Source organism: Streptosporangium sp. NPDC006013 (genome assembly GCF_040614275.1).
Classification (GTDB): Bacteria; Actinomycetota; Actinomycetes; order Streptosporangiales; family Streptosporangiaceae; genus Streptosporangium.
In genome coordinates this window covers 1-14,256 of record NZ_JBEXUE010000005.1, presented here as the reverse complement: position 1 = coordinate 14,256, position 14,256 = coordinate 1, and the positions used below count along the sequence as shown (strand labels likewise).

The window sequence follows — 14,256 nt, the reverse complement described above, 5'->3', positions numbered from 1 at the left end:
GGGGCTCCCCCCGATTCCCGCCGGTCATTATGCTGGGCCGAGCTTTCGAGAAAGGGACTGCCATGACCACGCGTGTCTGGGACTATCTGCGGGAATACGACAGCGAGCAGAAGGACATCATGGACGCCGTCGAGACGGTGTTCCGGTCAGGGCAACTGGTCCTCGGCGAGAGCGTCCGCTCCTTCGAGGCGGAGTTCGCCGGCTACCACGGGGTGGGGCACTGCGTCGGCGTCGACAACGGCACCAACGCGATCAAGCTGGGGTTGCAGGCCCTGGGGGTCGGCCCCGGCGACGAGGTGATCACGGTCTCCAACACCGCGGCGCCGACGGTGGTCGCGATCGACGCCGTCGGCGCGACCCCGGTCTTCGTGGACGTGCACCGGGATGACTACCTGATGGACACCGCCCAGGTGGAGGCCGCCATCACCGAGCGGACCCGGTGCCTGCTGCCGGTCCACCTGTACGGCCAGTGCGTCGAGATGGAGCCACTGGAGCGGCTCGCGGCCAGGCACGACCTGATGATCTTCGAGGACTGCGCGCAGGCGCACGGCGCCCGCCACCACGGGCGCGTCGCGGGATCGATGGGGAAGGCGGCCGGGTTCTCCTTCTACCCGACCAAGGTGCTCGGCGCCTACGGGGACGGCGGCGCGACGCTCACCTCCGACGACGAGGTCGAGCGGAACCTGCGCAGGCTGCGCTACTACGGCATGGAGAAGACCTACTACGTCGTCGAGACCCCCGGCCACAACAGCAGGCTGGACGAGTTGCAGGCCGAGATCCTCCGGCGCAAGCTGCGCCGGCTCGACCGGTACATCGCCGACCGGCGAGCCGTGGCGGCCCGTTACGCCGATGGCCTCGGCGACACCGAACTCGTCCTTCCCGCGCTCGCCGAGGGCAACGACCACGTCTACTACGTCTACGTGGTGCGCCACCCCCGCCGCGACGACATCATCGAGGCGCTGAAGGCGTACGACATCCAGCTGAACATCAGCTACCCGTGGCCGGTCCACACCATGACCGGGTTCGCCCACCTCGGCTACGGCAGGGGCAGCCTGCCCGTCACCGAGGAGCTGGCCGGTGAGATCTTCTCGCTGCCGATGTACCCGTCACTGCCCGGCGACGTCCAGGACAGGGTGATCAGCGCGCTGCGAGAGGTACTGGCGGCGTTGTAGTCAGGGTGGTCAGGCAGAACAGCAGGCTGCGCGCCTGGATGTTGAGATAGAAGCTGTGCCGCAGCAGCTCTCCGAGCTGGGACACGCTCAGCCAGCGGTACTCGGGGTGGTCGATCCCGGCGGCCTCGTCGGTGTGCACGATGAGATAGCGGTTGCGGGCGCGGTGGAAACGCCCGCCCTCCTCCGACAGGATCGTCTCGAACCGGACGCGCTCGGGGCCGGCCCCCAGCACCTCGTCCAGGAAGGGCGGGCGTGCCCCGGCGGGCAGGTGGTCGTAGCTCTCCGGGGTGCACTGCACGGTCGGCCCCAGCTCCACCACGTCGGCGTAGCCCGGCTCGACCCGCGCGTGCACCAGAGCGTGCAGCACTCCGCCGATCTCTCCGACCAGGAACGCGATGACCCCGGTCCCGAAGGGTTCGATCATGGGCTGGTCCCAGCGGCCGACCTCGCGCCCGCCCGCCTCCACGCTCACCCCGACGACGTCGAAGTAGCGGCCGGTCTCGTGGGAGATCAGCTCGTCCGTCCGCCGCCAGCCCCGCACCTCGTCGAGGGGGATCAGCCTGACCTGCGGGTCGGCCCTGGTGCGCATGTCGGTGATCCAGCTCAGCACCTCCCCCATGGTGTGCGGGCCGGCCTCGCCCGGATCGCAGGAGCGGACGAGCGCGGCGCGGAACCCGTCGCCCGGCTCCGTCGAAAGCGCCGCCGTCAGGGCCGACGTCAGCCCGGCTCCGGAGAACGGCATGCAGGCCAGCACGGTCCGCGCGTCCATGTTCACCAGATCCGGCACCGACATCAGGGTGTGCAACTGGCCGAGGGTCAGCCAGCAGAAGCCCTCGGCGACCTCGATCTCCCCGGTGATCTCAACGACCATGTTCCGGTTGCGCTTCCGGTAGAACCAGGCGCCCTGCTCGGACTGGCGGATGTCCGCGATCACCTCGTGGCCCGAGGTGTCGAGGAAGTGGTCGAGATAAGGGACCGGCCTGCCCTGGTGCACCCGGGTGTAGTTGCTCCGGGTGGCCTGCACGGTGGGAGAGAGCTGCAGGCCGTTGTGGTTGCCCGGTTCGTGCTTGGCCTGCATGAGAAGGTGCAGGACTCCGTCGATCTCCTTGACCAGGATGCCCAGGATGCCGATCTCCGGCTGGTTGATGATCGGCTGGGACCAGTGGGAGACCGTCCGGCCGGGAACATGGACGTCCAGACCCTCGACGCTGAAGAACTTTCCGGTCCGATGCCGGATGTTCCCGGTGTGCCGATCCACCTCCCAGCCGGACAGCCCGTTCAACGGCACCTTCCGCACGTTCATGTACGTACGGCTCGCCGTCTCGGCCAGCCATCGGTGGAACTCGTCGGGTGTCGCGAACCACCCACCCGGGGAGAGCACGGATTCCGCGAGCCGCACCTGCAACGGTGAACGAGTCTGCCGCCGAGAGGGTACGGCCATGCTGGCTCCTTTGATACGAAATTTCATCTTCCGATGGCCGCGGCTCGGGAGCTCCCCCGAGCCGCGACCGGCTCCCGCACGCCGCCGTCACGCCTGCCGGAAGGTCTCCTCGATCCGCAGGCACTCCTTGTAGTCGGGCAGCATGTCCAGCGCCCGCGCCCGCGCCAGGGTGGGCGCCTCCCGGTCCCGCTCCGACTGGATCAGCGCCAGGTCCTCGGGCAGCCGCAGCCCGATCTCCGGGTCGAGGGCCGAGAGCGCGAGCTCGTTCTCCTTCCGGTACCGCTGCGAGAGCAGGTAGGACATCACGGTGTCGTCCTGGAGCGCGACGAAGGCATGGCCGAGCCCCGGCGGGAAGTACACCGAGCGGAAGCTCTCACCGGTCAGCACCACCTGGTCCCACTCCCCGAACGTCGGGGAGCCGACCCGGAGATCGACGACGATGTCCAGCGCGCTTCCCCGCGCGCAGTGCACGTACTTGGCGGTCCCCGGCGGGGCGAGGGTGAAGTGGATCCCGCGGAGCACGCCGCGCACCGAGGCGCTCTGGCTGGTCTGCGCGACCGGGAAGAGCGGATGCCCGACCGCCTCGACGAACGCCGCCTCCTGGAACGGGGAGACGAAGAGGCCCCGCTCGTCGGGAAACACCTCGGGAGTGAACTCGAAAGCGCCGGTGACGGCGAGCGCGCGGGATTTCATTACGGCCGCGCCGCCGGGGGGTGTTCGGTCACAACAGTCGCCAATCGGTCGAGGATGACGGACGGTCACGGAACGCGGTCCAGCATGCTCGGACCGCCGGTGCGGGGTCAACAAGGTAGGGGTCGCCCGCGAGCAAGATAGGGGTCGCTTGAAACGCCTCAGAGCGGCACCTCGTCACTGCGGATCAGCGAGGAGACGGTGCGCTCCAGCGCCTCGCGGAACGGCACCCGGGCCTGCCATCCGGTGACCGCGCGGAAGGCGGCCGGGTCGGCGACGACGCTGTGGAAGTCCATTCCGGTGGCGTCCGGCGGCGCCGGCACCGAGACGACCGGGACCGCGGGCGCCCCCGTCCTGGCGGCCACGGTCGCGGCGACGGTCGTGAAGATGTCGCGCACGCTCCGGCCGCCGCCGGTGCCGATGAGCCAGTGCCGGCCCGCGAGGGAGTCGGCGTGGTCGAGCGCGGCCAGGAAGGCGCCGGCCACGTCCCCGACGTAGAGCAGGTCGCGCTCGGCCGTCCCGTCGTTCCACACGGTCAGCGGTTCACCCGCCAGCGCGCGGCGCACCATGGTGGTCACCACCCCCCGGTCGGTGGCGGTCGGGGAGACCCGGCCGCCGAACACCGTGCCGAGCCGGAGCGTGACCCCGCGCAGCAGGCCCTGTGCCGTGGCGGCCTTCAGCTCCCGCTCGGCGGCCAGCTTCTGCCGGTCGTAGGCGGTCACCGGGGCGTCCGGCTCGGTGCCGTCGATCCTGGCCTCCGACCTCGGGCCGACCTGGGAGGTCGAGCCGGGAAAGAGGACCACGGGGGGTGGGCCGTCCCGGCGTTCCGCCCGGATGGCCGCGACGATGTCGCGCACCACGCCGACGTTCACCCGCTCGCCCGGCGACTCGTCCTCCGCCGCCCGCCAGGTCCCGCCGCCGGTGTAGAGCAGCAGGTTGACCACCACGTCGGCGCCGGCGATCGCCTCGGCGACCTGGCCCGCGCCGGTGAGGTCCGCGGTACGAACCTCAACCTCGGCCTCGGCCGCGTGGCCCGGGGGGACCACGGCGGGCCTCCGCGCCACCAGCCTCAGCCGGACATCCCGCCCGGCCAGCTCCGTCACGAGGGCGGAGCCCACGAAACCGGAGGCGCCCAGGACCACGACCAGCGGCTGGTCAGACAACGCGCACCTCGGGAACATAGAGGATCCACTTGCCGCCCGCCTCGCGGAACTCCTTCTCCTTCTCCATGATCTCCTGCGCGTGGTTCCAGGCGAAGAGCAGCGCGTACTCCGGGTAGGGGTCGGAGAACGCCTCGGGGCTCCGTACCGGGATGTGCGCCCCCGGCGTGAGCCTGCCCTGCTTGCCCGCGGTCGTGTCGCAGACGAAGGGGACCAGCTCGGGGCCGATGCCGCAGTAGTTCGTCACCGTCGCGCTCTTGGCGGTGGCGCCGTATCCGACGACCCGCTCCCCCTTGTCGCGCAGCTCGCCCAGCAGCGCCGGCAGTCGCTCGCGGATGTGCCCGACCCGGGAGGCGAAGCCCTCGAGCGTCGCCGGCTCGGTGACCCCGGCCGCGCTCTCCTCGGCCAGCAGGTCGGTCACCGCCCGGGTCGGCTGCCTCGCTCCCGGACGCGCCAGGGTGTAGCGGACCTCGCCGCCGTGCACGGAGAGCCGCTCCGCGTCGACGAGTTCGAACCCGAACCGCCGCGCCATCTCCTGTACCGAGCGGACCGTGAAGAAGAAGAAGTGCTCGTCGTAGATCTGGTCGAACGAGGTGCGCTCCAGGATGTCGGCGAAGTACGGGTCCTCGAACACGAAGACCCCGCCGGGCGCCAGCAACCTGTCGACACCGCGCAGGATCGACTCCATGTACGGGATGTGGCACAGGGTGTTGGCGGCGTAGATGACGTCGGCCGGTCCGTCGGCGGCGAGGATGCCGGACGCGGTCGCCTCCTCGAAGAAGTCCTTGCGCACCCGGATGCCCTTGGCCGCGGCCAGGTCCGCCACCCCGCCGGACGGCTCCACCCCCAGGTGGCGGACGCCCGATTCGGCGATCACCTGGAGCATGGTGCCGTCGTTCGAGCCGAGTTCGACGACGAACGGGTCGGGCCCGGTGAGCTCGACGGCCAGGAAACGCTTGGCGATCGCCTGGAAGTGCTCGCGCATGACGGCCGACCCCGAGGAGAGGTACGGATAGCTCTCGTGGAACATGCGGTCGCGCGGCACCTCCTCCATGAGCTGCACCATCGTGCACGATTCACAGATCCCCACGGCGAGGGTGAAGAAGAACTCCCCATCGAGGTCCTCCGGCGTCAAAAACGCGTCGGAGAGCGGCTGCCTGCCGAAATCGAGGAACTCGCGAACCGTGCCCGAGCAGATCCGGCACGGCGAGGTGACTGGCATAGGTGACTCCTGAGATTGGGCGAACTGTTCACTGTGCGATTCCCCGCATGCCCGGCTTGGCTCTCGATCCCGCCTCGGGCGGCCTGACGGACGCCCGCCGGTCGGGGGGCGTGAGAACCGGGGGCAGATCGGCCCGGCTCTTCACTCCCAGCTTCCGGTAGACGCGGGTCAGATGCTGTTCGACGGTGCTCACCGTGATGTGCAGCGTCCGGCTTATCTCCCGGTTGGTGTGCCCGAGCGCGGCCAGCTCTGCCACCCTGCACTCCGAGTCGCTGAGCCCCAGCGGGTTCGGGTCCTCGGCGGGCTCCCCCGCGTCCGGCAGAACGGGACCGGTGGTCCAGCTCTTGCTGAGCCGCAGGGGCATCACGCCGGAGTGGCAGATCTCGACCTCCCGCATCGCCCGGCAGATCAGCGGCTTGGCCTCGTCGGCCTCCCCGAGCTGCTGCAGGGCCGCGCCCAGATCGGCCAGCGCCCGGGACAGCAGCAGCCGGTCGCCCGCCGTTTGCAGGCACTTCACCGCCTCGCACAGCAGCTCGGTACGCTGCGCGAGCCCGCTGGCGGCGGCCAGGATCAGCAGGGAGATGCCCCGGGTCCGCAGGTCGATGGGCTTGAGCCGCTCCATCTGCTCCGTCACCAGGTCGCGGGCCACCCCCCAGCGGCTGAGCCGGAGGTTCGCCTCGGCCAGGTTGCTGCGCCAGGGAACCAGCATCGGCCGGTCGAGTTCCCAGTCCTGCATGAGCCTGCCGCAGGTCTGGAAGTCGCTGATCGCGGCGAGCACCCGGTCGGTGGCCAGGTAGTAGTGACCGCGCGCGTGCAGGTACCGCAGGCCGATCAGGGTCGCGAACATCTCGTCGGGCACCCGCTGCTGCAGCAGCTCGGCCCCCTCCTCGTACTGCCCCATCGCCGTGTGGGCCAGCAGCAGCGTCGACCTCGGGTAGCCGATCAGGATGCCCCAGCTCTGCGCCTGCATCAGCTCCAGGGCGGCCTGCGCCCTGGCCGCGGCGACCACCACCTCCCCCTGCCGGAACGCGATCTCGGCCCGGACCGCACCGAGCACGGCCTGCCAGGTGAGCGCGCCGCTGCGGACCGCCTCGTCGATCAGCTCGTCACACCAGTGAGTGGCCCGCTCCGTCCTGCCCCCGTACATCAGGGTCAGTACCGCGATGGCCACCACCTCCAGGGTGGTCTCGCCGAGCCGGCAGCTCTGCAGGATGTTCTCGGCGCTCACCAGCGCCACCTCGCCGTCGCCGTGCGTCCAGATCGAGGTCATCCTGCGGGCCTCGTCGCCCCAGGCGGAGGCGGTGTCGAACCTCCCGTGCGGACCCCGCGACGTCCCGTAGAACCACTGGTAGGTGAGGTGCAACTCGGCGGCGGTCTGCACGTTCAGCAGATCGGGGGTCGCGGTCAGCGCCTCCATCGCCCTCGACGCCGTCTGCACGTCGCCGTTCCACAGCGAGTGCCGCACCACGGCCGCCGCGTCCTGGCCGAACAGGCAGCCCTTCTCCAGCGCCTCCCGCAGCAGCGGCAGATGCAGCGCGGCCGCCGAGGGGTTGACCCGCCACAGCGCCCGGACCAGCACCTTCGTTATCGCCGGACGCTCGCCCTCGTCGCGGACGGAGCGCAGGGCCAGCTCCAGGCACTGCACGGCCACGGCCACCTCATTGCCGGCCAGCGCCTGCTCGGCCGCGTCCCGCAGCACCCCGGTCGCCCAGTCCTCCGGCGCCCGGTCCGCGGCGACGAAATGCCCCGCGATCTTCGTGGTGGACATGCCGCGCTGGTACAGCAGCACGGCCGCGCGGACGTGCAGGCCCGAACGCTCCTCGGCACCGATGCCGTCCAGCACCGCCGCGGCGGCCACCGGGTGCCGGAACCAGCCGCCGGCCAGCAGGCCCGCCTCGGTCAGGACCTCCACCGCCCGCTCGGCGGCCTTCGGATTGATCTTCGCCAGGCCGCCGGTCAGCCCGGCCGAGCCCGGCTCCCCCAGGACCGCCAGGGCCCGGGCCACCCAGAGCAGCTCCGGCTCCCACCGGTGCAGGCACGCCATCACCGCCTGGGCGTACGCCGCCCCGGCGGCGATCGGGTCGGCGGGGTCGGCGCGATGGTCCTCGATCAGGGCGTTGACCAGCATCGGGTTCCCACCGCTCAGCCGCTGGAGCGCGACGGCGGCGACCGGGTCCATCGTCGGGGGCAGCACCTCGGCGATGTCACCGACCGACAGCGGGGTCAGCCAGATCCGGTGGTGGAACCCTCGGGTGACCTCGGCGGAGAAGGACGGGATCGTGGACTGCGGCAGATCCCACTCGTTCATGATCAGCAGAATGCGGGCGGAGCTTATCCTGCGGCACAGATAGAGCAGCAGCCGGAGTGAGAGGCCGTCCACCAGATGGACGGCGTCGACGCCGACGACCACCGGGCGCTCCCTGGACAGCTCCAGCAGGACGTCGCCGATCTCGCGGACGACCTCGGCCTCGGCGTGCCGGGTGGCGCCGGTCGTCACGGTGTGCCGCCGGATCAGCCGTGACACCTGGTCCGAGACCTCCGGCGGCAACCCCGCGCCGTGGAACAACTGGTCGATCATGCCCGCCTGCAGGGTGTTCTCCCCCAGGGAGCCGGTGGCGCTGAGCAGCAACGCGCCGGAGGTGGCCGCGACCCGCGAGAACTCGTGCAGCAACTCGGTCTTCCCGCTTGCCAGTCCCCCGCTGACCAGCACCAACCGGCCGTTTCCCGCACTGCTCTCGGCGAGCAATCCCTTCAGGACATCAAGTACGCTGCGATGCTGCGATGCCAGCATTTACTACATCCTCGTTTAGTCTGGCGACCCGGGTCCTGCGCAGCGGCAGAGTGAACCACTCCCCCACTTCGCGGAATTCTCAGACAGGGGTCGTTCTCGACGGGGCTGTGGTGAGAGGGCGGAGCGGGCGGCCTGCTATTCGTGGAAAACTGGCGGTTTCATCGGGTCCGGCACCACGGTAAATCCGTTGACCCAACGGCAAAAGCATCGACAATCCCGAATTCCTTCACGTTCCGAACCGGTCAGCGAGCGTCTCGTTCGGTGACATCATTCCTAGCTCACCGAGACCCGCCGTGTCAGCGGGCAACCGCGGGTAACCTCCCGTCCGGCGCCGCGACGCCCGGAGCCCCACGCCACGGCCAAGCCGACGGTCCGTCCGGTACGGGGAGATTCGTGATCATGAAACGCGATCTTATAGTTGGTATGTCACAATTGGATAAATTTTTTGACAACAACCTGTGGAACTGTGAGTACATCTTGTCGTCCCATCGGTTACGCCCCCGTGCTGACCTGGGCATTCGGCGGCACCGCCATTAACCCCCTGTCACGATCATGTCCGCGATCAACGCCGGGACCGGGCGCCGCCCACTCCGGAGGGCCGCCGCGTGCCGGGGTTCCGGACCCCGGGAGAGCCGGAGAAGTGATCTAGGCGCGAGCCGGTTCGGTGCGCGATACTCGTGCGGACGTGGGTGCGGCGCCCTGCGGACCCTGAATCACCGAGCTCCAAGAAAGAGCAGACAAATGAGTCATAAATACGGCCAGAGTCCTCAGTGGGCGCACATTAACAAGAACAATCTCGCCCTCGACGAGAGCCCCGATCTGAGCCGTTTCAAATCCAGTCGGGTGAACTACAAGATCGCACTCTGGAACCCCGAGGTCAACGGTCAGAGATATCTGAAGACGCTCATCCACAACCTTGGTCTCCAGTTGTCACCGGAGAACTGGGAGCGCATGCTCCGGATCAGGAACCGCCAGCTGGGAGCGCCCATCGCGGTCACCCTGAAGGGTGAGTCGATCTGCCTGGACTATCTGCAGGCGGTTCTTGAGCTCGATTTCATGGCACGGTCCGTGAAAATGGACGGCGCGCGGATCCTGGAGATCGGCGCCGGGTACGGCCGGTCCTGCCACGCCATCCTGTCGAACCACGATGTCGCGGAGTACCACATCATCGACCTGGAGAACTGCCTGAAGCTCTCCCGCGAGTATCTGCGCGCCGTGCTGACCGGCGAGCAGTTCGAGAAGATCAGGTTCCGGGGCATCGACGAGGTGGAGGACCTCCCCGGCGGCGAGCCCTTCGACCTGTGCGTCAACATCGACTCGTTCGCCGAGATGCCCGCGGACACGGTCAGGAACTACCTCTCCCTCATCGACGGCATCGCCACGCACTCCTACACGAAGAACCCGGTCGGCAAGTACCTGGACCCGGACCTGGACGGACACTACGAGGGGCAGGCCGTGGTCCAGCAGGCCCTCCAATCCGGCCTGCTCCGCGAGATCATCGACGTGCACGACAGCGAGGCGGTCCAGGCGCAGTCCAGGCGTTTCGTCGAGGTGTACCAGCCCGGCGACGACTGGCGACTCGTCGCGGACGGCTGGGGAACCCCGTGGAGCTACTACTGGCAGGCCCTGTACGCGAAGTCGTGACCGGCCTTCCCGAACCCTGAGCCGGCGGCGCGTCGGCATTCCAGACCAACCACTACAGACACTCCCATAACACTGGAATTATGGAAATCAGGACTACCACGGACAAAGCATGATCGATAGCCTCCTTCGACACTTCGTGTGCCAGAAGGAGACATATCAGTGCGCGCACTTCCCGCCCTCATGCTGGCGGTCCTCACCGCCGGCTCGATCGGCGTGGCCGGGGTCACCCCCGCCGCGGCGGCGGAACCCGGCCTCGCGTCCCCCGCCGCGGCGGTCGAGGACGAACTCCTCGGCAAGCTCACCGCCATCCCCGGGCTGACCGTGGTCTCGGAGACCCGGCCGACCGGCTACCGGTTCTTCGTCCTGCGCCTCACCCAGCCGATCGACCACCGCCATCCGGGCAAGGGCACGTACGAGCAGCGATTCACCCTGCTGCACCGGTCCGCCGACGCGCCGGTCGTGCTGCACACCGGCGGATACGGCCTGCCGGTCAACCCCGGCGCCTCCCAGACCGAGCCGACCCGGCTGCTCGGCGCCAACCAGGTCTCGGTGGAGCACCGGTTCTTCCGGAACTCCCGCCCGGACCCGGCGGACTGGAGAAAGCTCGACATCTGGCAGGAGGCCAGTGACGAGCACCGGATCGTCGAGGCGCTCAAGACGGCCTACTCGGGGAAGTGGATCCAGACCGGCGCGAGCAAGGGCGGCATGACCTCGGTCTACCACCGGCGGTTCTACCCCGGTGACGTGGACGGCGTGGTGGCCTACGTCGCGCCGAACGACCGGGTCAACCCGTCCGACCACACCTACGACGACTTCTTCGCGAACGTGGCCGACCGGGCCTGCCGTACCGCGCTGAACAACGTGCAGATCGAGGCGCTCAAGCGGCGCGAACGGCTGGTTCCGAAGCTGGTGGAGACCGCCGCGCGCGACGGGATCACCTTCGAGAAGACCCTGGGCACCGCCGACCGGTCGTTCGAGATGACGGTCCTCGACACGGTCTGGGCGTTCTGGCAGTACGCCAAGGTGTCCGACTGCGCGAAGGTGCCGGCCGCCACCGCCTCCGATGACGAGATCTACGCGTGGATCGACGACATCGCGGGCTTCTCCTTCTACACCGACCAGGGCCTCAACTACTACGCCCCGTACTACTACCAGGCGGCGAGCCAGCTCGGCTGGCCCGACCTGAAGTTCGCGCACCTGCGCGGCGTGGCCAGATACCCCAAGCTGTACCAGCCCAACTCGGTGCTCCCCGCCGAACTGCGCACCGGGCACGACCCGAAGCCGATGCTCGACGTGGACCACTGGGTGCGCAAGGACGCGAGCCAGATGATGTTCATCTACGGCGAGAACGACCCGTGGAGCGCGGAGCGGTTCACGCCCAGCCGGAACGACTCCCATCTGTACGTCGCCCCCGGCGCCAACCACAGCGCGAACATCTCCCAGCTGAGCCCGGCCGAGCGTGACGCGGCGACGGCGACGCTCAGGCGCTGGGCCGGGGTGTCCGACAGCATCACCGTCAACAGCCGCGCTGTGCCGTCCCTCCCCGACGACGACATGCTCCCCCCTCGCGGGGAGCGCTGACCTCCCCTCCCGATACGGCCCGGCCCGCGGCCGTACCGGGACCGAGGTCCGCACCGGTCCCCGGGCGCCTTGGGCGAGCGCCCGCTGTTCCACCAAATAAGCCCATAAATCCCTGTTTGAGATGAATGCCCGGGGCGCCGACGCACGACCGTGCGGGGCCGCCCCGACTGCCCCCTGGAGGTTCCCCCCACCATGCGTATCACCAGGCCGCTCACCGCCTTGGCGGCCGTCTCGATGACCGCCGCCCTGCTCACTCCGATAGCCCCCGCCAACGCCGCCGACGCCGCCGTCGGCAGCGCCACCGTGGTGCCGCTCCAGGTCACCGGAGCCCCGGCCAAGCGGTTCAATCTGATCATCATGGGCGACGGCTACACCGAGAACGAGCAGTCCACGTTCGCCGCCGACACCGATCAGCAGCTCAACGTGATGTGGTCCATCGAGCCGTACAAGTCCTACCGCAACTACTTCAACGTCTACCGGGTGGACATCGTCTCCGGCGAGTCCGGCATCGGCTGTGACCCCGACCTGGCCTCCGGCAAGAAGAACACCCCGCTGAGCATGGCCTTCTGGGGTGGCTGCAACCCCGCCAGCGTCCAGCGGCTGATCACCATGAGCAACTCGGCGGCCAACACGTACGCCAACCTGGTGGCCGGGACCAGCAGCGCCAACCGGCAGATCCTGGCCCTGGGCAACAGCGGAACCTACGGCGGAGCGGGCGGCGCCTACGCCACCTCCTCCGGCCACAACTCGATGTCGGCCCTCATCGCGCCGCACGAGATCGGCCACTCGCTGGGCGGCCTGCAGGACGAGTACACCTACTACACGCGCGGTGTGGAGGGCGGCACCTACGCCGGGGCCGAGCCAGGCTCCGTACACCACACCCTGCTGACCGAGCAGCAGATCGCCGAACAGCGGAAGAAGTGGTGGCGCTGGCTGGGCGAGCCGAGCGAGGCGGGCGGCACCATCAGCCGCCACGAGGGCGGCCTGTACTTCGGCAAAGGCGTCTGGCGGCCCAGCGAGCACTCCATCATGAGGACGCTGGGCTACTACTACGACCAGGTCAGCCGTGAGGTCATGACCCAGAAGATCTCCGCCAAGGTCGGCCTCATCCAGGACGGCACGCCCACCACGTCGCCGGTCGGCGCCGACCGGGTGCTCTGGGTGGAGCCGCTGCACCCCAACAGCCACTCGCTGACCACCACCTGGAGCGTCGACGGCACCGAACTGCCGGGTGAGGGCACCGCACTCGACCTCCGCACACTGAACCTGCCGACCGGCACGCACACGGTGAAGGCGACCGTCACCGACCCGACCGGCTTCGTGCGGGACCCGGCCATCCGCTCCGGTGCCCTCACCGCGACCCGCACCTGGACCGTGGACACGACCGTGACCACCGTCCCCACCGCGGTCGGCGCCGGTCTGCTCTCCTCCACGCCCACCAACCAGGCCGTCGGCCACGACGAGGTGGTCTACGTCGAGACCACCCACCCCGACGACAGCGTCCCCGCCGTCACCTGGACGCTGGACGGCGCGCGGCTCGACGAGAGCGACGGGGACCTGGATCTGGGCGCGCTCACCCTCACCCCCGGCAACCACACCCTCACCGCCACCTCCGGCGGCGACACCCGGTCCTGGACCGTCGACAACACGCCGCCCACCACCGGCTACCAGCTCTCCGAGCCGCTGGTCGCCTCCGGCGACACCCACGTCTACAACGGCCCCTTCACCATGAGGCTCACCGGTGACGACGACCAGGACGGGTACGTGGTGAGCGAGTCCCGGGTGGACGGCGACGGCTGGTTCAACTACTTCGGCTGGCCGACCTCCGCCGACCTGCCGTGGACGTTCAGCGAGAGCGGCACCGTCATCGACAGCCTCACGTTCGGCAAGCTGCCGCGCGGCAGGCACACCGTCGAGTACCGCTCGATCGACCCCAGCGGCAACCACGGCACGGCCAAGAGCTTCACGGTCACCACCCTCGCGGCGCCGCCCGCCTGCACCACCACGGTCACCGGCACCAGGAACGGGACGCTCGTCGTCCGCTCCGGCGTCACCTGCCTGAACGACGCCCAGATCAACGGCGGGGTGACCGTCTCCGCCGGCGCGTCCCTGGTGGTGACCGGCGGCACGATCAACGGAGCGGTCACCGCGACCGCCGCCGCCGAGGTGCACCTGCTCAAGGCGCGGATCAACGGCGCGGTCACCGTCTCCGGCACCACCGGCCAGCTGATCGTCGCCGGCTCCGACCTCAGGGGCGCGGCGGTGCTGAACAACAACACCACCGTCGACGCGCTCGTGATGGCGGGCACCAGCGTCCGCGGCGCGCTCGCCTGCGGCGGCAACACGCCCGCGCCGTCCAACGCCGGGGTGTCCAACCAGATCACCGGCAGCGGCCAGTGCGCCGGCCTCGTCGACCCCCGCCCCAACCCCCGCGGCAAGGCCTACGAAGCCGTGGTCTCCAGCACCATCCCGGAAAAGGGCATGTACGAGCACGACCACGGCCACTGACGGGGAGAACGCGGGTGAGCGCCTCCCGGTAGGGGTCTGCCCCGGGA

The 14,256-nt window shown here is 69.5% G+C and carries 9 protein-coding genes; 4 read left to right on the top strand and 5 right to left on the bottom strand.

Translation table 11 applies throughout. The features are described 5' to 3' along the window. Positions 1–62: 62 nt before the first annotated feature. A complete protein-coding gene (locus ABZ260_RS01555; RefSeq protein WP_355611433.1) occupies positions 63–1,172 on the top strand; it encodes a DegT/DnrJ/EryC1/StrS family aminotransferase in 1,110 nt (369 codons plus the stop codon). Here the strand turns inward: ABZ260_RS01555 and ABZ260_RS01550 are convergent. From ABZ260_RS01550 to ABZ260_RS01530, 5 genes are all read right to left on the bottom strand, one after another. After that, positions 1,138–2,613 (bottom strand): NDP-hexose 2,3-dehydratase family protein, encoded by a 1,476-nt coding sequence (locus tag ABZ260_RS01550; RefSeq protein ID WP_355611430.1) that lies wholly within the window; start codon positions 2,611–2,613, stop codon positions 1,138–1,140. The two genes, ABZ260_RS01555 and ABZ260_RS01550, sit on opposite strands and share 35 nt — an antisense overlap. 87 nt (positions 2,614–2,700) lie before the next feature. Continuing rightward, complete coding sequence (rfbC, locus tag ABZ260_RS01545; protein WP_355611427.1) at positions 2,701–3,306, bottom strand: dTDP-4-dehydrorhamnose 3,5-epimerase; 606 nt, start codon at positions 3,304–3,306, stop codon at positions 2,701–2,703. Between the two features lie 158 nt (positions 3,307–3,464). Beyond that, positions 3,465–4,466, bottom strand: a complete 1,002-nt coding sequence (locus tag ABZ260_RS01540; protein WP_355611424.1) for an NAD-dependent epimerase/dehydratase family protein — start codon at positions 4,464–4,466, stop codon at positions 3,465–3,467. Beyond that, complete coding sequence (locus ABZ260_RS01535) at positions 4,459–5,685, bottom strand: class I SAM-dependent methyltransferase (RefSeq protein WP_355611421.1); 1,227 nt, start codon at positions 5,683–5,685, stop codon at positions 4,459–4,461. Before ABZ260_RS01535 ends, ABZ260_RS01540 begins: the two co-directional genes overlap by 8 nt. A 28-nt stretch (positions 5,686–5,713) precedes the next feature. After that, a complete protein-coding gene (locus ABZ260_RS01530; protein ID WP_355611418.1) occupies positions 5,714–8,476 on the bottom strand; it encodes a LuxR C-terminal-related transcriptional regulator in 2,763 nt (920 codons plus the stop codon). Between the two features lie 741 nt (positions 8,477–9,217). Here ABZ260_RS01530 and ABZ260_RS01525 point away from each other — a divergent pair. The 3 genes from ABZ260_RS01525 to ABZ260_RS01515 all read left to right on the top strand — a co-directional run bounded on the left by ABZ260_RS01525 (position 9,218) and on the right by ABZ260_RS01515 (position 14,209). Then, a complete protein-coding gene (locus ABZ260_RS01525) occupies positions 9,218–10,120 on the top strand; it encodes a putative sugar O-methyltransferase (protein ID WP_355611415.1) in 903 nt (300 codons plus the stop codon). 159 nt (positions 10,121–10,279) lie between these two features. Beyond that, a complete protein-coding gene (locus ABZ260_RS01520; protein ID WP_355611412.1) occupies positions 10,280–11,701 on the top strand; it encodes a S28 family serine protease in 1,422 nt (473 codons plus the stop codon). Positions 11,702–11,893: 192 nt separating this feature from the next. After that, positions 11,894–14,209, top strand: coding sequence for a M64 family metallopeptidase (locus ABZ260_RS01515; protein WP_355611410.1), 2,316 nt, complete (start codon positions 11,894–11,896; stop codon positions 14,207–14,209). Positions 14,210–14,256 lie beyond the last annotated feature (47 nt).